Annotated in this window: 15 protein-coding genes; 13 read left to right on the top strand and 2 right to left on the bottom strand. The window is 37.8% G+C overall.

Annotated features, from left to right (window positions below; genetic code table 11):
• Positions 1 to 6 precede the first annotated feature (6 nt).
• From IGJ32_RS07325 to IGJ32_RS07315, 3 genes are read left to right on the top strand one after another with little or no spacing between them, the layout of a single operon-like run.
• Positions 7 to 531 (top strand): hypothetical protein, encoded by a 525-nt coding sequence (locus IGJ32_RS07325; protein WP_342081783.1) that lies wholly within the window; start codon positions 7 to 9, stop codon positions 529 to 531.
• Between the two features lie 22 nt (positions 532 to 553).
• Positions 554 to 1,162 (top strand): hypothetical protein, encoded by a 609-nt coding sequence (locus tag IGJ32_RS07320; protein ID WP_342081782.1) that lies wholly within the window; start codon positions 554 to 556, stop codon positions 1,160 to 1,162.
• A gap of 28 nt (positions 1,163 to 1,190) precedes the next feature.
• A complete protein-coding gene (locus IGJ32_RS07315; protein WP_010718979.1) occupies positions 1,191 to 1,430 on the top strand; it encodes a hypothetical protein in 240 nt (79 codons plus the stop codon).
• A 109-nt stretch (positions 1,431 to 1,539) separates the two neighbouring features.
• On the opposite strand, the gene IGJ32_RS07310 is transcribed toward IGJ32_RS07315, so the two are convergent.
• Positions 1,540 to 3,099 carry a ClC family H(+)/Cl(-) exchange transporter gene (locus IGJ32_RS07310; RefSeq protein WP_010737720.1) on the bottom strand — a complete coding sequence of 520 codons (1,560 nt, stop codon included), beginning with the start codon at positions 3,097 to 3,099 and terminating at the stop codon, positions 1,540 to 1,542.
• Between the two features lie 230 nt (positions 3,100 to 3,329).
• Between IGJ32_RS07310 and pcrA the strand changes: the two genes are divergently transcribed.
• From pcrA to IGJ32_RS07270, 8 genes are all read left to right on the top strand, one after another.
• The gene (pcrA, locus tag IGJ32_RS07305) at positions 3,330 to 5,567 is read left to right on the top strand and encodes a DNA helicase PcrA (RefSeq protein ID WP_342081781.1); all 2,238 of its coding nucleotides are present in this window, start codon (positions 3,330 to 3,332) and stop codon (positions 5,565 to 5,567) included.
• A 16-nt stretch (positions 5,568 to 5,583) separates the two neighbouring features.
• Entirely contained in the window at positions 5,584 to 7,614 is a 2,031-nt protein-coding gene (ligA, locus tag IGJ32_RS07300) for an NAD-dependent DNA ligase LigA (protein WP_342081780.1), read from the top strand.
• 108 nt (positions 7,615 to 7,722) lie between these two features.
• A complete protein-coding gene (gene gatC, locus IGJ32_RS07295; RefSeq protein WP_010718983.1) occupies positions 7,723 to 8,028 on the top strand; it encodes an Asp-tRNA(Asn)/Glu-tRNA(Gln) amidotransferase subunit GatC in 306 nt (101 codons plus the stop codon).
• Positions 8,028 to 9,500 carry an Asp-tRNA(Asn)/Glu-tRNA(Gln) amidotransferase subunit GatA gene (gene gatA / locus IGJ32_RS07290; protein ID WP_010718984.1) on the top strand — a complete coding sequence of 491 codons (1,473 nt, stop codon included), beginning with the start codon at positions 8,028 to 8,030 and terminating at the stop codon, positions 9,498 to 9,500. The genes gatC and gatA overlap by 1 nt, the downstream gene beginning before the upstream one ends.
• Complete coding sequence (gene gatB / locus IGJ32_RS07285) at positions 9,497 to 10,927, top strand: Asp-tRNA(Asn)/Glu-tRNA(Gln) amidotransferase subunit GatB (protein ID WP_010737716.1); 1,431 nt, start codon at positions 9,497 to 9,499, stop codon at positions 10,925 to 10,927. The genes gatA and gatB overlap by 4 nt, the downstream gene beginning before the upstream one ends.
• 9 nt (positions 10,928 to 10,936) lie before the next feature.
• The gene (locus IGJ32_RS07280) at positions 10,937 to 11,977 is read left to right on the top strand and encodes a diacylglycerol kinase (RefSeq protein ID WP_010718986.1); all 1,041 of its coding nucleotides are present in this window, start codon (positions 10,937 to 10,939) and stop codon (positions 11,975 to 11,977) included.
• Positions 11,978 to 12,309: 332 nt separating this feature from the next.
• Entirely contained in the window at positions 12,310 to 13,683 is a 1,374-nt protein-coding gene (gene rlmD / locus IGJ32_RS07275) for a 23S rRNA (uracil(1939)-C(5))-methyltransferase RlmD (protein WP_161651778.1), read from the top strand.
• Positions 13,684 to 13,766: 83 nt separating this feature from the next.
• Positions 13,767 to 13,895 (top strand): hypothetical protein, encoded by a 129-nt coding sequence (locus tag IGJ32_RS07270; RefSeq protein WP_010718988.1) that lies wholly within the window; start codon positions 13,767 to 13,769, stop codon positions 13,893 to 13,895.
• A gap of 246 nt (positions 13,896 to 14,141) precedes the next feature.
• Here IGJ32_RS07270 and IGJ32_RS07265 read toward each other — a convergent pair whose 3' ends face one another.
• Complete coding sequence (locus IGJ32_RS07265) at positions 14,142 to 15,431, bottom strand: helix-turn-helix domain-containing protein (RefSeq protein WP_342081779.1); 1,290 nt, start codon at positions 15,429 to 15,431, stop codon at positions 14,142 to 14,144.
• 204 nt (positions 15,432 to 15,635) lie between these two features.
• Here IGJ32_RS07265 and IGJ32_RS07260 point away from each other — a divergent pair, with 204 nt between their 5' ends.
• Positions 15,636 to 18,263 carry a BspA family leucine-rich repeat surface protein gene (locus IGJ32_RS07260; protein WP_325821676.1) on the top strand — a complete coding sequence of 876 codons (2,628 nt, stop codon included), beginning with the start codon at positions 15,636 to 15,638 and terminating at the stop codon, positions 18,261 to 18,263.
• 64 nt (positions 18,264 to 18,327) lie between these two features.
• Positions 18,328 to 19,863, top strand: coding sequence for a WD40/YVTN/BNR-like repeat-containing protein (locus IGJ32_RS07255; protein ID WP_342081778.1), 1,536 nt, complete (start codon positions 18,328 to 18,330; stop codon positions 19,861 to 19,863).
• The last annotated feature ends 7 nt before the right edge of the window (positions 19,864 to 19,870 follow it).

Genomic DNA, 19,870 nt, shown 5'->3' with positions numbered 1-19,870 from the left:
AAAGCAATGGAAGAAACAAAACGGAAAAAACAAAAGCAGGTACTACTCATTCTACTAGGATTATTGTTGTTGCTAAGTGGCTGGCTAGTGTACCGCTATTATCTTCAAGCAAAACCAGAGCCTGTTACTATTGTCAGTGGCGAATTTTTACCCGCTGGGAAAGATGCCCAAAAAATATCTGACTCTGAAAAGAAAAAAATCGCGCAGGTTGCAGTAGATAAAAGCAAATTCAATTTAGTTATCTCACCTGAAGCGAAAATCGATCGACAAACAGGGAGAGGCGAATTGATGATAAAAAATCCCAGTGAAAATGGCTATCCGATCAATGTAGAAATTAGAGAAAAAAAGAACAATCAACTTGTTTATACTTCCGGTGCGATTCAGCCCGGGTATGAAATAAAAAATGTCACGTTGGAACAGGCATTAGAAAAGGGGGAGTATCCATCAGTTGCTTTATTTAGTTTGTATGACCCAGACACCAATGAAAAAAAAGGTCAAGTGGCTGCAGGAGTTACATTAACAGTTGAATAAAAAATAAAAGGGGTTTATTGATATGATGAAAAAAGTACTTGTAAGTATGTTGTTTAGTGGGAGTTTTGTTGGATTTGTTGCGCCCGCAATGGTTCAAGCGGAAGACGTGATTGGTGTTGACCAAGCCGATATTCAAATCAATGGTACGATTGGATTAGATAACACAGATCCAGAAGAAGCGATTGAGGAAAGTCATGACAATTGGATCAATGTGACATTAGATACAGCGACCATTTTCTATAACGTAAGCGGGCGAAATGATATTGAATCTCCAATCTATAATATTGAAAATAAATCGGGACGTCCAGTTGATGTATCCATTGCAGATTTCGCGCAAACAAATGCCGAAAGTATCACAGAAATTTCTAGTCTAAATCTTGTTTCTCCAGCAGCAACGAACACTTCCTTGATCGCCGCAGGAACACTCACAGATTTTGCGACGACACCAGTCAAACTCTTTACATTAGCAAACAATGAAGGAAAACTAACTGCAAATGGTACCGCAAATAATGCTTTTTCGACCACCTTCAATTATGCTGGAACAGTATCTTCTACCACAGCAACCAAGAGTACACCAACGTTCAATTTGACGTTGCAATTAGATGCTGTATCTTGGACAGCAGCGCCTTAAACTGATTAAAAAAGTTAGAAGGGATAATATGAAGGCAACACTTGACGTAAAAGGATCACTTGGAATTGATGCCGAACTGCCAAATGACCAGCAAGAAAGTGCAGGGGCTCAAAAACCAGGTTATGTGATTAAAACAGAAGTAAAAACGATGAGTACCTTCCCCAAAACAACGGACACAGACAGTTTAATGATTAGTTTCTTGGGAATATTCCTTGTAGGAGTAACAATTACAGTGAAGTATTTTTGGGGAAATAAAGAAAGAGAATAAGATGAAAAGTTTATTTAAAGATAAAGATACTGGTTGTATTTCCCTATAAAATAAAAATTTGCTCTTACCACTAGCATACTGGCTAATCGTAAGAGCAAATTTTTATTGCCTAAAAGGCTTGTTTCGTCGTTAAAATCGAAGAGCGAGCAACAATCGTTTTCCGTACGCTTGAAAGATGACGTTCATCGGTTAAGATGACTAAAATGTCGCCAACATTCATGATTGTATCCCCATGAGTTAAAATCTCTTTATTTCCTCTAATAATGGAAACGAGTAACATATGTTTTGGCCAATTGAAATCTCTGACCATTCGTCCATCCAATGTACTTTCCGCAGTGATTGGAAAATCAAAGGTTGTTTTGCCGACTAATATTGGTTGTTTTTCTTGTTGAATCAATCGCTCGAGTAAAGATTCGTAAATCGGATTGCCTCCTAATAAATCATTGCTAACGTAAGCGAAGAGTGAAACGACACCTAAAGGCATCAAATGATTCAAAGAACCGACCATCTCCGTTACTAAGATAATTGCAGTCAACGGGGCTTTTCCGATTGCTGTAAAGTAACCTGCCATCGCAATCACGAGAAAGTCTTTGACATAAATCGGATTCATACCAACTAAGTTCACTAAAGCCCCTCCATAAAATGCTCCAATCAGCGCACCTAAAGTTAGGATTGGTAAAAAAATCCCGCCCGGTAAACTGGCGCCATATGAAACCATAGAAAAGAAAAACCGTAAGATAAATAGACCTGCAATCAATGTTAATGGGTAAAAGGCATGTCCTGAAGTGATGATGATCTGGTTTCCGCCCCCTAGGATTGTTGGCCAAAAATAGCCAATCGGCAAAACTAAAAGAAAAGGAACGATTCCGTGAAAGTGTGCAGGAATTGGCAGCTTTCGATAAAATTTTGGTAAGCTAAGCAAAACGATCTGATAAATATACCCTAGCACACCGAGAATAATACCTAGAATAATTAAAAAACCATAATATTTTAACGGTAAAGACGGAATTTTTCCTAGAGACAATACAGGTTTCAAACCGAAAAAATAAAGTGACACAAAATTAGCAGTGATCGCTGATGTAAAGGATGTCAGCCAAACTAATGGAGAGAAAGAATGATGGATTTCTTCTAAAACAAATAATAACCCAGCAATCGGTGCATTAAATGCTGCTGCTAATCCCGCACTCGCTCCGCTAGAGATAAGAATTTTCTTTTCAGCTGAAGAGCTGTTTAATAATTGGCTTGTTCCTTCACCCACTACTGCGCCTAACTGGATTGATGGACCTTCTCGACCTAAGAATAAACCGGAACCAACCGATAACACGCCTCCAATAAATTTTTTCCATAGAACAGAAAACCATGAGACTGTTAATTCTCCTTGTAATTGTCCTTCAACTTGGGGAATGCCGCTTCCTTTAATATCGGGATCGCTTTTGATAAGAAATCCCACAAAAATAGCAATAATAATTGAAGCTGCTAAGATAAATGCTAAATATAAAGGTTCTTGTTGACTATGAAGGTAAACTTGTTCGGTCAATTCACCAAATTTCTCAATCGCCAAGCGAAAAATGCTAACGATACCGCCAGTGAGCAACCCAACTAAGACCCCTTTTAAAATATAATATAGTTGTGTTTTGTCGACATGTTTAAATAATGTTTTTGCTTTCATTGCTAATCCCTCGTTTCAATTTAATTTAGCGTGATTTTTTCTTTTTTACAAGAGGAAAAGAAAAGAAAATTTTTTTCATTGCAAATTCATTGCTTTGCAAACAAATTTTCATTTCGTTTGCAGTGTTCAGATTGCGGTTATTACTACCCTATTCATAGATAATATATGCTTTAATGAAAGCTGGGGAAATGCTATAATTAAACGGATTGATAAAAGAAAGGATGTTGTAAATGTCATCCAAAAGTGAATTATTGAATGGGATGAATCCTCGACAAAAAGAAGCGGTTCTTCATACCGAGGGACCACTATTATTGATGGCCGGTGCAGGTAGTGGGAAAACGAGGGTCTTGACCCACCGAATTGCTTATTTGATTGAAGAAAAGGAAGTAAATCCGTGGAACATCCTAGCGATTACTTTTACCAATAAAGCCGCTAAAGAGATGAAGGAGCGGGTAAATGCCATTTTAGAATATGGTAGCGAAGATGTTTGGGTATCGACTTTCCATTCCATGTGTGTGCGTATCTTAAGAAGAGATGTCGATTTTATCGGTTACAACCGAAATTTTACTATTATCGATTCTTCTGAACAGTTGTCTTTAATGAAACGTATCTTAAAAGAATTGAATATTGATCCGAAAAAATACGATCCAAGAAGTATACTTGGAACGATTTCGCAAGCAAAAAACAACTTGCAAAACCCTCAGGAGTTTGCCAAGTTGCAAGGAAGTTACTATGAAGAAATTGCAGCTAAGTGTTATGTAGCTTATCAAAAAGAATTACAATATAACCAATGTATGGATTTTGATGACTTGATTATGAATACCATTCGGTTATTTGAAGAGCATCCAGATTCTTTGACTTATTATCAAAATAAATTCCATTACATCCATGTGGATGAATACCAAGACACGAACCATGCACAATATACTTTAGTTAATCTACTCGCCCAAAGATTCCAAAATTTATGTGTTGTGGGGGATGCTGATCAAAGTATTTACGGTTGGCGTGGCGCTGATATGCAAAATATTTTGGATTTTGAAAAAGATTATCCGAATGCCACAGTCATTTTATTAGAGCAAAACTACCGTTCGACTAAAACAATTTTAAGTGCTGCCAACCAAGTGATCGAAAATAATAGCAATCGAAAGCCGAAAAATCTTTGGACAGAAAACCGGGAAGGAAATAAAATCACTTACTACCGTGCAGATAACGAGCGAGATGAAACACGTTTCATTGTGGATCGTATGCAAGAGCAAATTCGTGAAAATCAACGGAATTATGGCGACTTTGCGATTTTGTATCGAACTAATGCTCAGTCTCGTGTGATGGAAGAAACCTTACTAAAAGCGAATATTCCTTATAAAATGGTGGGCGGACATAAGTTCTACGACCGTAAAGAAATTAAGGATATTTTAGCGTATTTGAATGTGATTGCGAATCCTCAAGACTCAATCAGTTTTGAACGGATCGTTAATTCGCCTAAACGCGGGATCGGACCTGGCTCAATCGAGAAATTAAGAAGTTTTGCGACGATCCACCAATGGCCACTCCTTGAAGCAGCTCAAAATGTTGATTTAACTAACATTGGTGGAAAAGCCGGTAAACAATTAGCAGTTTTTGGCGACATGATCAATGACGTCACACAAATGGTTCCCTATCTAACAGTGACCGAACTGACAAAAGAAATCTTAGAACGTAGTGGGTATCTAGAGGACTTAAAAATTCAAAATACTTTAGAATCACAAGCAAGAATCGAAAACTTGGAAGAATTTTTAACCGTTACTCAAGAATTTGATAAACAATTTGAAAAACAAAACGAAGAAAATGCGGATGCACCAGAAGAAAAATTAACTGTATTTTTAAATGACTTGGCCTTAGTTTCTGACATCGATAATTTAGAAGAAGAAACTACCCAAGTGACATTGATGACTTTGCATGCCGCAAAAGGTCTTGAATTTCCAGTCGTCTTTCTGATTGGTTTGGAAGAAGGAGTTTTCCCATTGTCACGAGCCTTGATGGAAGAAAGCGAATTGGAAGAAGAACGAAGACTTGCTTATGTCGGGATCACGAGAGCAGAAGAAGCACTCTACCTGACCAATGCTTTTTCCCGTACCTTATATGGCAGGACACAATATAATCGACCTTCTCGCTTTGTAGAAGAGATTGATCAAGAATTATTAGAAGTCCAAGGCATGCGGCCAACGCCAAAACAAACGAGTCCTTTTACGAGCAGAACAGCTAAACCAGCCTACAAACAACCAGTAACAACTGTTGTTTCTTCAAAAACAGCAACTGGTGGAGAAAGCAATAGCTGGAAAGCAGGCGATAAAGTCAACCATAAAAAATGGGGGATCGGAACAGTGGTAAGGGTAAATGGTACTGCCAAAGATTTAGAATTGGACGTGGCATTTCCTAGTCAAGGTGTGAAACGGTTGTTAGCAGCATTTGCGCCAATTGAAAAAGTTTAAACAGGGGGGATAAACGATGGAACATGAAATGACAATTGATGAAGCTGCAAAACGAGCAGAAGAACTACGATCTCGGTTAAATCGTTGGTCCAGAGAATATTATGTTGAAGATAAACCAACTGTCGAAGATTATGTTTATGATCAAGAATATGCTGAATTAGTAGCAATTGAAGAGCAATATCCTGATTTAATCACTTCGGATTCACCAACTCAGCGAGTAGGGGGGAAAGTTCTCAGTGGGTTTGAAAAAGTGACTCATGATATTCCGCTTTATAGTTTGAATGACGTATTTAACAAAGACGAACTCTTTGCCTTTGATCAACGTGTCCAAAAAGCAATTGGTCGCCCTGTTGATTACTGCTGTGAGTTAAAAATTGATGGTTTATCGGTTTCCTTGCGCTATGAAAATGGCGAATTTGTTCGTGGTGCAACAAGAGGAGATGGGACGGTTGGCGAAAATATCACAGAAAATCTAAAAACAGTTCGTTCTGTCCCATTGAAGTTGAAAGATGCTATCAGTATCGAAGTCCGCGGCGAATGTTTTATGCCCAAAAAATCATTTGTGCAATTAAATCAAGCAAGAGAAGCAGAAGGAAAAGATATTTTTGCAAATCCTCGAAATGCAGCTGCAGGATCACTGAGACAACTGGACTCTAAAATTACTGCAAAACGTAATTTGGATACTTTTTTATATACGGTAGCGGATTTTGGACCGATGAAAGCGACAACCCAATATGATGCTTTAGAAGAATTAGAACAGATCGGTTTCCATACGAATCACGAAAAGCGTTTGTGTCATTCGATTGATGAAGTTTGGTCATTTATTGAAGAATACCATGAAAAACGAATGGACTTAACCTATGAAATTGATGGAATCGTCATCAAAGTGAATGAATTTTCTTTACAGGACCAATTAGGTTTTACTGTCAAAGCACCTCGTTGGGCAACAGCGTATAAATTCCCACCGGAAGAAGTAGAAACGAAGATCGAAGAAATCGAATGGACGGTTGGGCGGACTGGTGTTGTGACACCTACAGCGATTATGACTCCGGTACGAGTGGCTGGGACGACAGTTAGTCGAGCAAGTCTGCATAACGGTGATTACATCAAGTTAAAAGATATAAGGTTGCACGATATTGTTCGTATCTACAAAGCAGGAGATATTATCCCTGAAGTAGCACAAGTCGTGTTGGATCAACGACCTGCTGATAGCGAACCTTATGTTTTACCAACACATTGTCCGATCTGTCATAGTGAATTAGTTCATCTTGATGAAGAGGTTGCTCTTCGTTGTATCAATCCGAAGTGTCCAGCCCAAATCAAAGAAGGATTGAATCATTTTGTTTCACGTAACGCCATGAATATCGATGGCCTAGGACCAAGAGTATTGGCACAGATGTATGATAAACAACTAGTTACAGATGTGGCTGATCTTTACAAGCTGACGGAAGAGGAATTGCTGACGTTAGATAAAATCAAAGAAAAATCAGCCAATAATATACTGACAGCGATCCACGATAGTAAGGATAATTCGGTCGAAAGATTGATATTTGGCTTAGGGATTCGCCACGTCGGCTCCAAGGCAGCGAAGATATTAGCAGAGCATTTTGGCGATCTGGAAACATTAAGTAAAAGTGACTTTGAATCAATCATTGTTTTAGACACGATCGGCGATACGATTGCTGATAGCGTAGTGACTTATTTCAGTAATGAAGAGGTCCATGACTTGATGTCCGAACTAAAACAAGCAGGTGTCAACTTTGAGTATAAAGGGATTCGTTCTTCACAGATCGAAACGATCGAATCACCTTTTAAAGAAAAAACAGTGGTTTTAACAGGGAAATTGACTCGTTTTACGCGTGAAGAAGCAAAAGAAACCATTGAAAATCTTGGAGGTAAGGTTACTGGCAGTGTGTCTAAGAAAACCGATATCGTGGTTGCAGGCGAAGACGCTGGTAGTAAGCTGACCAAAGCACAAGAACTAGGAATCGACGTATGGTCAGAAGAAAAAATGGCAGAAGCATTAGCTGACAGTCATTTTAATTAAGAAAATCTGATTTTTTTCAGACAAATTTCAAGAAACAATTTCAGATGGGAATCACTTATGTTAAAATAGAGAGCAAAGTTTTTAACTCGTTTAGAAAGAAGGGGTAGTATGGCGATCAGTGAAGAACAAGTAAAACACGTTGCCAAATTAGCAAAACTTGCGTTCGCAGATGAAGAACTTGCAAGTTTTACTGATCAATTAGGGAAAATCATTGATATGGTGGAAATGCTTGAGGAAGTTGATACAGAAGGTGTTCCATTTACATCAAATGTGGTTGAAACAGTGAACGTTATGCGACAAGACCGAGCAAGTGCTGGTTGGGATCGCGATGAATTGTTGAGAAATGTACCAGAAAAAGAAGATGGCTTTATCAAAGTGCCAGCAATTATTGACAATGGGGAGGCTGGCGCATAATGACAAAACTATATGATCTTTCTTTAGAAGAATTGCACGCATTACTGGTTTCTAAAGAAATCACTGCACAAGATTTAACAAGAGCAACCTTTGAGCGAATCAAAGAAACTGAGCCAGAGATTGAAGCTTTTATTACATTGAATGAAGAAAAAGCTCTGGCACAAGCCAAAGCGTTAGATGAAAAAGGAATTGACGAAAATAATGTCTTAGCTGGGATTCCAATTGGGATCAAAGACAATATCGTTACCAAAGATCTGTTGACGACTGCAGCTTCCAAAATTCTTTATAATTTTGATCCTATCTATGATGCTACTGTCATGGACAAAGTGTATCAAGCAGATATGATTCCAGTTGGTAAATTGAACATGGATGAGTTTGCGATGGGAGGAAGTACAGAAACTTCTTACTTTAAGAAAACAAAAAATGCTTGGGACCATTCGAAAGTTCCTGGTGGTTCTTCTGGTGGTTCGGCTGCTGCAGTCGCTGCTGGACAAATCCCAGTTTCCTTAGGTAGTGATACAGGCGGAAGTATTCGCCAACCAGCTTCATTTAATGGAATCGTGGGAATGAAACCTACCTACGGACGTGTGTCACGTTTTGGTTTGATCGCCTTTGCCTCATCACTAGATCAAATCGGGCCAATGACTCGCAACGTCAAAGATAATGCATTAGCTTTAACAGCAATCAGTGGCTATGATGAAAAAGATGGCACATCTTCTGGTGTTTCTGTTCCTAATTTTGCCGAAGGATTAACTGGCGACATCAAGGGGATGAAGATTGCTTTACCAAAAGAATATCTTGGCGAAGGAGTCGCTCCTGGCGTAAAAGAAAACATTTTGAAAGCGGCAGAAACTTTTCGTTCATTAGGCGCAACTGTAGAAGAAGTAAGTTTGCCACATTCAAAATATGGGGTAGCAGTCTACTATATCATTGCCTCATCAGAAGCAAGTTCCAACTTACAACGTTTTGATGGTATTCGTTTCGGTTACCGTTCAGAAAATGTGAAGAACTTAGAAGATGTATATGTGAATTCACGTACTGAAGGTTTTGGCGAAGAAGTCAAACGTCGGATCATGTTGGGAACATTCTCATTAAGTGCTGGATATTATGATGCTTACTTTAAAAAAGCGGGTCAAGTTCGAACATTGATCAAACGTGATTTTGAAAAAGTCTTTGCAGACTACGATTTGATCATCGGCCCATCTTCTCCAACAGTGGCATTTGGTATCGGTGAAAACATCAATGATCCAATCACGATGTACATGAGTGACATCTTAACAATTCCTGTTAACTTAGCTGGTTTACCTGGAATGTCAGTTCCTGCGGGATTATCTGAGAATATGCCGGTTGGTTTACAAATCATTGGTAATTATTTTGATGAAAAAACAATGTACCAAGCAGCCTATGCTTTTGAGCAAGCAACACAATTCCATAATCAAAAACCAGCAATTTTAGGAGGGAAAGGCGAATGAACTTTGAAACAATCATTGGGCTTGAAGTCCACGTTGAGTTAAAGACCAACTCAAAAATTTTCTCTCCAGCTCCTGCACATTTTGGAGCTGAACCAAACAGCAATACAAATGTGATCGACTGGGGATATCCTGGTGTTTTACCAGTAATGAATAAAGCAGCATTAGAATTCGGTATGCGAGCAGCACTCGCTTTGAACTGTGAAATTTCTAAAGACACACATTTTGATCGTAAAAATTATTTTTACCCAGATAATCCAAAAGCTTACCAAATCTCACAATTTGATCAACCCATTGGGCATGACGGTTGGATCGAGATCGAAGTTGAAGGTAAGAAAAAGAAAATACGGATCGAACGAGTTCACTTAGAAGAAGATGCTGGTAAGAACATGCATGGTATTGGTGGCTATTCTTACGTTGACTTAAACCGTCAAGGGACACCATTGATCGAGATCGTTTCTGAAGCTGATATGCGTTCACCAGAAGAAGCCTATGCTTATCTAGAAGCATTGCGTTCAATCATCCAATTTACTGAAGTTAGTGATGTGAAAATGGAAGAAGGTTCTATGCGCTGTGATGCCAATATTTCTTTACGGCCTTATGGACAGGAAGAATTTGGAACAAAAGCAGAGTTGAAAAACTTAAACTCCCTTTCATTTGTTAAAAAAGGTCTAGCCTTCGAAGAAAAACGTCAAGCAAAAGTCTTACTTTCTGGTGGAGAAATCCAACAAGAGACACGACGTTTTGACGAAACAACTAATAAAACAATTTTGATGCGTGTCAAAGAAGGTTCTAGCGATTATCGTTATTTCCCTGAACCTGATATTCCTAAATTTATGATTGACGATGAATGGATCCAAAAAGTGAAAGCAAGCTTGCCGGAAATGCCTGCTTCTCGTCGTCAACGTTATATCCAAGAATTAGGGTTACCAGAGTATGATGCAATGGTTCTAACTCTATCAAAAGAAATGTCTGACTTCTTTGAAGCGACTTTAGAGAATGGTGCGGATGCAAAACAGGCATCTAACTGGTTAATGGGTGAAGTATCTGCTTACTTGAACAGCGAGAAACTAGAATTAGCTCAAACGAACTTGACTCCTGAAAATCTAGCAGGCATGATTCGTCTGATTGCAGATGGTACGATTAGTTCTAAGATTGCGAAAAAAGTATTCCGAGAATTAATCACAAATGGTGGCGACGCACAAGATGTTGTTGAAAAAAATGGTTGGGTTCAGTTGTCTGATCCAAGCAAACTATTACCAATTATCAACGAAATCTTAGATAATAACCAACAATCAGTAGATGACTTCAAAAACGGAAAAGATCGTGCGGTTGGTTTCTTAGTAGGACAAATCATGAAAGCAACTAAAGGTCAAGCCAATCCAGGTGTCGTTAATAAACTGTTGCAAGAAGAATTAGCAAAACGCTAGGAGTAGATCATGAAAAAAGCTCGTGTTATTTATAATCCAACTTCTGGCAAAGAATTGTTGAAAAAAAATCTAGCGGATATCCTCCAAGCCTTGGAGGATTCTGGCTATGAAGCAAGTGCGTATGCGACAACACCAGAAAAAAATTCTGCCAAAAATGAAGCAAGAAGAGCAGCAGAAAATGGATTTGATCTGGTGGTAGCTGCGGGAGGCGATGGGACAATCAATGAGGTTGTTAACGGTATTGCACCGCTTGAGCATCGTCCTAAAATGGCGATTATCCCAGCAGGTACTACTAACGATTACGCACGTGCGTTAAAGATTCCACGGGATGATATCAAAGCCGCAGCTGAAGTTATCAAGAAGAATCAGACGGTTAAGATGGATATCGGTCAAACGGAAGATAGCTACTTTATCAACATCGCTGCGGGTGGTTATTTAACGGAGTTAACTTATGAAGTTCCTTCAGAACTAAAGAGTATTTTCGGCTATTTGGCATATTTAGCTAAAGGAGCAGAGATGCTGCCTCGAGTGAAACCAATCAAAATGCGCTTGAAATATGATGAAGGAGAATACATCGGGAATGCCTCTATGTTCTTTTTAGGACTCACTAATTCAGTCGGTGGGTTCGAAAAGATTGCTCCTGATGCCAAGCTAGACGATGGTAAATTTTCATTAATTATTGTCAAAACAGCGAATATTTTTGAAATTTTGCATATCGCAGCCTTGATGTTGAATGGTGGGCGCCATGTAGATGATTCTCGAGTGATTTATACGAAAACCAGCAGTTTGTATGTCGAAACAGAAGACGATATCAACCGACCGGTCATGATTAACTTAGACGGCGAATATGGTGGAAATGCACCTATGCACTTCCAAAACCTTCATCAACATATTGAATTTTATGCAAACATCGACCAAATTCCAGATGAAGCAATTACTGGTTCCGAAGAGGAGTTAGAAGAGGTCAGCAAAGAATTTGTCAAAGAAGTTGAGCGTTTGACTGATGAAGATATAGACGGTGACGGCAAGATTGCAGATAAAGAAAAATGACGTAAAGGGTGGGACAAATGATCGTTCCACCCTTTCGTATGATAAAAATTAATTCTTATTTATTGAAGGTCATTATGTAACAGTATGTCATTTTTCTTTGTTGAGTCTAAAGAAGGCGAACGAAAGATTGACAATTGGATCGTTAATGAAGTGAAGGCATCAAGTGAATAAATGGACTTGCCAAAAAAAGGCTCTATGTGCCTAAAAAAAATGTCCTGAAGCAACCCGGTACCAAGTCCCTATCCAATAAAACACAAATGATCGTTTTTTGGATATGACCGTAGTACTAAAAGCAAAACTGCTTCAGTTACAAACCTAAATGAGGAGTTATTATGAAAGAGAAACTATCAGTTAAAAAAAATGAACGTTACACATTAGATATTATCGATTTAAGTTATGAAGGTATGGGCGTAGCTAAAATCGATGGCTATCCTTTGTTTATTGAAAATGCATTACCAGGTGAACGAGTGGAAGTGCTAGTAGTAAAAGCTGGGAATAAATTTGGTTATGGAAAAGTAGAAAAATGGCTAACCGAATCACCAGACCGTCAACCATTAAAGGATAATCGCCTTCTACGGACAGGAATTGCTCCTTTAGCACATTTGAACTATGAGCAGCAATTACTTTTTAAACAAAAGCAAGTGGAAAATGTCATGAGCAAGATCGCAAAGATGCCAGAGGTTAACATTTTACCTACCATCCCAATGGAGAATCCTATTGGCTATCGTAACAAAGCACAGATTCCAGTGAGAAGAATAGATGGTCGTCTAGCAACTGGTTTTTATAAAAAGAATAGCCATGAACTAGTTGAAATCGAGGATTATTATATTCAAGATCCAGCAATCGATGAAGCCATCAAACGTGTGAGAGATATTTTGCAACGTTTCCAAGTACGTGGTTATAACGAGGCGAAAAATGAAGGACAAATCCGTCATATTATCATCAGAAGAGGTCATTACTCACATGAAATGATGGTCGTTTTAGTTACACGAAAAGAAAAATTCTTTAAAGGAAAGGAAATTGCTTCTATTATTCATGAAGAATTGCCAGAAGTCGTTTCAGTCGTTCAAAATATCAACGAAGAGAAAACAAATGTGATATTAGGCGATAAAGAGAAGGTTCTTTATGGTAGAAGTTATATTGAAGATCAACTATTGGGAAAAACTTACCGTATTTCCTCAAAATCATTCTATCAAGTGAATACTGAACAAACGGAAAAATTGTATCAAACAGCCATTGAATTTGCAGCGTTACAAAAAGAAGATACCGTCATTGATGCTTACTCTGGTATTGGAACGATCGGTTTGTCTTTAGCTGATAAAGTTAAAGAGGTCTATGGCATGGAACTTGTTCCGGAAGCGATTGAAGATGCACAATTCAATGCATTAACAAACAAAATTGAAAATGCTCATTACGAAGTGGGGAAGGCAGAAACAGTCATGAAGAAATGGCAAGACAAAGGGATCAAACCATCTGTGATCGTTGTCGACCCGCCAAGAAAAGGATTAGATGCACGTTTTATTGCGTCAGCCATTGACATGGAACCTGCGAAATTAGTGTATATCTCTTGCAATCCAGCAACTTTTGCCAGAGATGCAAAGTTATTTGCTGAGTCAGGCTACGAAGTGAAAAAAGTACAACCAGTCGATTTATTCCCACAAACACATCATGTGGAATTAGTGGCGCTATTAGCACCTAAGGGATAATTCAAACTTAGTGAATCATGTAAAAGAATCAGAAAACTAGAAAATGATAACGTAGCTGACAATCATAAAGAAAGGGGTACAAGATGGATACAAAGGAAAAAATGCTTGAATTGATCAAAAAGAAACAAGGCGGCGGACGTTCAAAAAAAATGGCTGAGCCTAAAAATGATAGACGGAATATGCGAAAAGGACCAAAAATCTATAATAAATAATTAAAAAGAATCAACACGAAACTAAAAATCGTGTTGATTCTTTTTTTCACTTGTTCGGCTAATGATCAATCATTGATTGGATAAGCTAATTTAAAAATGTATTGTTGTAAATCGAGCCATTCTTTTTTTGTAGGAAAATAAGAAAGTAAGAGTACTGGGCAAGGGCAGGTTGTATCTAGAAAATCATAATTGCAAACAACCAATGCAACCTCAGTTTCTAAAACCATCTTATGTGAAATAAATTTATTAGAGACAAAAAGAGGAACCACATTTTGTGGAAGCAATTGGCATACGAATCGAGTCAAATAGTCTTCTAATCCGGGTTCTCCTTGGAATGAAAATAAAATCGTCTGTTTTTTTTTGGGTAGAGGAAGAGGTTAAATTGGCATAATGAATAATACTTAACGTTAAGGCGATATCTTGATAGTGGGTAACAGAAAAAGGTAATACATGTGTATACTTTTTTAAATAGTTCTGCCATTCTTTAAAAAGTTTTTTGACTTTCATAGGTACGCTGGTATGAAGTTCTAAAGTGATTCGCTCAAAATGAGAAGAGATTTTTGTCAGCAGACGCAGGTTGCTGAGATATCCTTTTAACTTTAGCAGGTCGACATTTGTGATAGTTGTAGAATTCTGTAATGGTCGTAAAAATGGTTCATACTGTTCTAAGGTTGGAATATCTTCTGGATAGCACAGATTCAAAGTTTTGTTAGCTGGGTAGTAAGAAACACAATGTAAGCGTATGAGGTAAGACCAAACAATTTCCTCCTCGGCTACTTGGGTAATACCAAATCTACTTTTAAAATACTTTTTAAAAACCGATTTAAACTGAATGAAACTTGTTCTTGCCTTAATTTCTTTACATAAGGACGGTTCGAGATGAATCATTTGTTTATTTAATAAGCGCTGTTTTAAAATATTCATCCATAAGTTGATGCGAAAATAATTTGTTGCGATTTGCGTTGTCGCTTCTTGGAGTTCTTCGTATGTATTGTTGATTGTTTGATAAGAATGATTGGTCGTAAATGTTTGTCTAAAACCATGGTAAAACTCAAATAAAAAGTAACGGATATCTGCTTCATTTCCTAATAAATCTAATTGTTTAGTCGATAAAGTAAGGCGATAAAATTTTAATTCTTTGTTAATATGGCGAACGGTCTTTCTCAAAACTGAATGCGAGAGATGAAACTGTTCGGTGGCAGTTTGGAATGAATGAATACGACCTCGGTAGATTTCGTCAATCAATTTATAAACAATTGTATCTTTAGCGATCTCCATGACAATGGAATCAATCGTTTTGAATGTAGACACCATCAATCGGTAACCGATCTTTTTATAATATTTGATGGTCATTCCCTTGGGAAGTAATTGTTGTAAAGAATCAATATCCGCGCGAAGTGTCGGTGCTGTTGTTTCAAGTTCTTTCACTAGTTTTTCAGTTGAAGAAATCGAATCACATTTATGTAAATAGTAAAGAATTCTTATCTGCCGCTGTAATTGCTTGTTATTTAATAATCTGAAAAATAGGTTATTCATTCTTATTCCTTCCCGACTTTAATTAAAAGCCGCGTAATTTATTTAGTGAAATCTTTTTTATTTTAACTTGAATAAACGATGAGCTCAATTTTTTTACTAATATTTTTTTTGAAAGAAAAAAATAGAAAACTTTTCCTTCAAGTAATCGTTGATTATATAAATAGCTTTTATTTTAAAAACATGGTGAATTTAGGGGGAAAATCAATGAACAAGAAAAAGTTAGTCAAATGTTCGTTAGCGATTTGGTTGGCGACACAATCTCTGCTTCATCCGTTTTCTTATTCTTATGCCGAAGAATGGAGTAAACCAGACGAAGAGCAAGTACAAACAGCAACTAGTTTAAACGAACCAGGAGGTAAAAACGATCTGGTCGAAAATCCATTAGAAACAATGATCCAGGAACCTGATGAAAATCAGCCAGAGTTAGAAGAGTCAATGACAGAAGTTCCGCAAGAAGAACTGGTAGAGGAATCAGAGAGCCTTGATCAACCAACTGAAAGTCAATCAGCTGTTGACTTAGATCAGGATCAATTGACGGAAAACACAGAACAAGAGGAGACGCTTCTCAACACTGCCACACCTACAGAAGAATCCACCGATATTGCCAGTGGTGTTTTCGGAACTTGTTCTTGGCGAATCGATGCAGAAGGTACATTATATATTGGAGGAGGCACATTGGGAGAAACACCGGTTACGTTTTTTCCTCCTTGGTTCAACAGCTATCGATTTAAAATAAAAAAAATGGTATTCACTGGACCAACGATTGCTCCTAAAGAAACTCATCGCTTATTTTATGGATATACTAATCTTTTGTCCATTGAGAATTTAGCTTATTTAGACGTAAGTCAAGTAACGGATATGACTTCCTTTTTTTCTGACTGTCGTGTACTAAATGGCGTTGATTTGTCAGGATGGGATACGTCAAATGTCACGAATATGTCTAATATGTTTTTTGAAGCATTTGACCAAACAGAGAATCTCATTCATCTTGATCTTTCAAGTTTCGATACAAGTAATGTAGTTGATATGAGTGGCATGTTCAGTCGATGTACCAAAGTACAATCAATCGATCTTTCTAGTTTTGATACGAGTAATGTTGTCAACATGAACAGAATGTTTTTTGCTTGTAATGAATTAATTACCTTAGATATCGCTCACTTTGATACATCAAATGTGGTTTATATGTCACGTTTATTCGCTGAATGTAAGAAGTTGCGCTATGTGGATGTCTCAAATTTCGATACATCAAGTGCGATTGATCTTTCAGTGATGTTTCGTTTGAATTATGAATTAGAGAGTGTGGACGTTTCTAATTTTGATACATCAAAGGTTGTTCATTTGCATTACATGTTTGATCAATGTCGCAAATTGAAAACGATCGCAGTGGAAGGTTTTGATACAAGTCAAGTAACATCCATGAATTATATGTTCAATGGCTGTAATAGTTTAACCTCTTTGGACGTTTCTAATTTTGACACCAGTCTAGTCCAAGCAATGAGATACATGTTTGCTAATTGTGAGTTACTAGAGACGATCGATGTGTCTAATTTCAATACAGAGTCTGTGAATTATCTGACATATATGTTCTTAAATTGTTCGAAAGTAAAAAAATTAGATCTTTCTTATTTTCAGTTTGAGGATCCCGTAGAAATGGCAGAAATGCTGGCTGGAACAACGAGCCTCAATGAATTGACTCTTGGTAAAGGCTATCGTTTTGTAGATTCAGCCAATCTTCCTGCTATTCCAGTAGAAGATGGAAATACTGGTTATTGGCAAAACGTTGGTTCTGGAACGGTTACGAACCCTGCAGGGGAATACGTGCTAACTTCAGAAGAATTGATGGCGAACTATACAGGAGCGATGGCAGATACGTATGTTTGGCAGAAAGAGCCAAACTATGAATCAATTTTAGCCAAAGATTCGACGCTTTACCTTGGTGAAACCTGGGATCCACAGGATAATTTTATTTCAGCAACAGATAAGGAAGGAAATCCCCTTCCATTTGATATGAGTATGGTCAGTGGAACAGTGGATACCTCAGTAGCAGGAGTGACACCGATTACTTATACTAATGGTAGCGCTGCTCAAGTCATTCATGTAACAGTGAAAGAAAACCAGGAGAGCATTCAGGCCAAAGACTCAGTTATTTATGTGGGTGATCAATGGGATCCACAAGCTAATTTTGTTTCAGCTACTGATGAAGATGGGATGCCTCTAGCGTTCACTCCAAAAATGGTGGAAGGTTCGGTGGATAGCCAAAAAACGGGCGATTATTTTGTGACGTATACCAACGGAATAGCAAGTAAGACGATCAAAGTAACGGTCAAAGAGAACAAAGAAACACTCGTAGTTAAAGGTTCCACACTCTATGTAGGAGACAATTGGAATCCACAAGACAATTTTATTTCAGCCAATGATAAAGAAGGAAATCCCCTAACATTTGACCAGAAAATGGTTTCTGGTAAGGTGGATACGACAAAAGTTGGCGTTTATCCAGTGACCTATCAAAACGGTCATCAAAAGAAAACTGTTGAAATCCATGTGCTAGCTGAACCAACTAAAGAAAAACCAGATGCGGATACGAACCAATCGGGGGATAAAAAGCCAGTACCAGCAACGCCAAATGAGACAACGAATAACAACGATCAGAGAGATAAAAAAGACGAAAAAAATGAAAAAAATAAAAAAGATGAAAAAGACGAACAAGAAGAACAAGAAGACAAAAAACTACCTACTACAGGTTATCAAAAATCAAGTCTTTCTATGATTGGCATGGCTTGCTTCTTACTTGGATTATACTTTGTTTACAAAAAAAAGATAAACGTTAAATAAAGCGTAAATCAACTAGCCAATCTCCTCGTTTTACGTCATAATGTAAAAAAAGGAGATTGGCAAGATGGATAAAGAATTATTGATTATTGAATTGATGTCAGCAAAAACAAAGATGTTGTCTATCATCAATCAACGAACGAAAAATATGACATGGAAAATTGGGATGTATTTTATCGCTAACTTGTTGTTCTTTGTCGGATGGGGAAACATCTACCATCATTTAAAGCAGAATCATCCACATTCATTTAAAATGGAGCGAATCACTAGTTTGTACCATTTTTCAAGTTATGTTGACTTTGCGATAGGACTATTCTTGTTTTTTCTCGTTGCTGTGCTATGGTTCAAAAAGAGGAACATCTCTCGGCATTATGATCAATGGCTGGAAAAACAAGTGGCGAATATGTTACATATTTCAGTTGGCTCTCAGGACGAAAATTATCTCTACTTGAGTGATCATAACAAAAAGGAGTTTACACTTGCGAAAAAGAGGCGTTATTTTCTGCTGCAAACGATGGAGGGTGTCTCACTTTTTCTAGGAGAACAACTTACTTGGTATGGCAGTAATCGATACTATGTTTTTATGCAAGTAAATGAACCGATAGACCGAAAAAACAAAAAAAGAATTGAGCCTTTTTACTCTCATTTAGCAATTGGAGTTGGAACACTCTTGTTGATTGGCGGGGGTGTTTATCAATTCATTAATGCAGGACCAGTAGCAACGAATGTACACTCTATGATGCAAAGCGAAGAAAAAGTAAGAAAAATGCCAACTTCGACTAATCAGGACGGATTATTGAAACCTGTTCAAACATCCGTCAATTTGACCACTGAGCAAACGAATGACGTAAAAATAGACCCAGAAACACAAGCCTTGTATTTGACGACGAATCAAGGAAAAGACTGGCATTTCGTTCCAATTGCTGTGGACTGGTTGCGTTTTGGGGACTATACTTTGACTTCGGGTACTGTTGCAAAAGGGGAATGGATGGACAAAACATTTGATGTTTCTCCTACTTTTTCTTGGTTTATCTATTCACCTAATCAAAAAAACGTTTACCTATTATCATCAGCTGATAATGGGAAGACGTGGCAAAAAAGTCAGATTACAGATCAAGGTGAACAGGTTCGTTATCGTAAAGCAAACTTTTTCACAAACGATCAAGGCGTCATGGTATTTTCATCCTCTACAGGAATGTCTGCGGAAAGTCTAAAAATTTATACGACCAACGATAAAGGGCAAAGCTGGCAAAAAAGCGGCAGTACCATCGTAAATCAACCGATTCAAAATGTTAGTTTTGTGACGAAGACATTGGGTTTCCTTTCTACAAGAGAAAACATCTATTATACGAATGATGGGGGACTAACATTCAAAGAATCCTTGGTAGCTATCCCGGGTGAGTATCAATTGGGAGGGATCGATTTGTTCCAGTCACCAAATGAAGTGGTACAAGTAAGTGCCAATAAATTGGAAACCAAGTTTTACCTCCTAAAAAATGGATCGATCGATGCAGGGAAAATGTTTGCTTGTCTTTTTTATTCGACTGATGGTGGAGAAACATGGCAATTCGAACAACAATTATCGCAAGTAGAGAATCGCTAAAAAAGTT

Origin of the sequence: Enterococcus sp. DIV1639a, from assembly GCF_050530445.1 — a bacterium.
In the GTDB taxonomy this organism is placed as follows: Bacteria; Bacillota; Bacilli; order Lactobacillales; family Enterococcaceae; genus Enterococcus_B; species Enterococcus_B hirae.
This window is presented reverse-complemented; position numbering and strand designations above follow the sequence as displayed.

What these genes read in the sequence shown, in the direction of transcription:
- IGJ32_RS07325 (WP_342081783.1), top strand. Translation starts at nt 7, where the DNA reads ATGGAAGAAACAAAACGGAAAAAACAAAAGCAGGTACTACTCATTCTA.
- IGJ32_RS07320 (WP_342081782.1), top strand. Translation starts at nt 554, where the DNA reads ATGATGAAAAAAGTACTTGTAAGTATGTTGTTTAGTGGGAGTTTTGTT.
- IGJ32_RS07315 (WP_010718979.1), top strand. Translation starts at nt 1,191, where the DNA reads ATGAAGGCAACACTTGACGTAAAAGGATCACTTGGAATTGATGCCGAA.
- IGJ32_RS07310 (WP_010737720.1), bottom strand. Translation starts at nt 3,099, where the DNA reads ATGAAAGCAAAAACATTATTTAAACATGTCGACAAAACACAACTATAT.
- pcrA (WP_342081781.1), top strand. Translation starts at nt 3,330, where the DNA reads ATGTCATCCAAAAGTGAATTATTGAATGGGATGAATCCTCGACAAAAA.
- ligA (WP_342081780.1), top strand. Translation starts at nt 5,584, where the DNA reads ATGGAACATGAAATGACAATTGATGAAGCTGCAAAACGAGCAGAAGAA.
- gatC (WP_010718983.1), top strand. Translation starts at nt 7,723, where the DNA reads ATGGCGATCAGTGAAGAACAAGTAAAACACGTTGCCAAATTAGCAAAA.
- gatA (WP_010718984.1), top strand. Translation starts at nt 8,028, where the DNA reads ATGACAAAACTATATGATCTTTCTTTAGAAGAATTGCACGCATTACTG.
- gatB (WP_010737716.1), top strand. Translation starts at nt 9,497, where the DNA reads ATGAACTTTGAAACAATCATTGGGCTTGAAGTCCACGTTGAGTTAAAG.
- IGJ32_RS07280 (WP_010718986.1), top strand. Translation starts at nt 10,937, where the DNA reads ATGAAAAAAGCTCGTGTTATTTATAATCCAACTTCTGGCAAAGAATTG.
- rlmD (WP_161651778.1), top strand. Translation starts at nt 12,310, where the DNA reads ATGAAAGAGAAACTATCAGTTAAAAAAAATGAACGTTACACATTAGAT.
- IGJ32_RS07270 (WP_010718988.1), top strand. Translation starts at nt 13,767, where the DNA reads ATGGATACAAAGGAAAAAATGCTTGAATTGATCAAAAAGAAACAAGGC.
- IGJ32_RS07265 (WP_342081779.1), bottom strand. Translation starts at nt 15,431, where the DNA reads ATGAATAACCTATTTTTCAGATTATTAAATAACAAGCAATTACAGCGG.
- IGJ32_RS07260 (WP_325821676.1), top strand. Translation starts at nt 15,636, where the DNA reads ATGAACAAGAAAAAGTTAGTCAAATGTTCGTTAGCGATTTGGTTGGCG.
- IGJ32_RS07255 (WP_342081778.1), top strand. Translation starts at nt 18,328, where the DNA reads ATGGATAAAGAATTATTGATTATTGAATTGATGTCAGCAAAAACAAAG.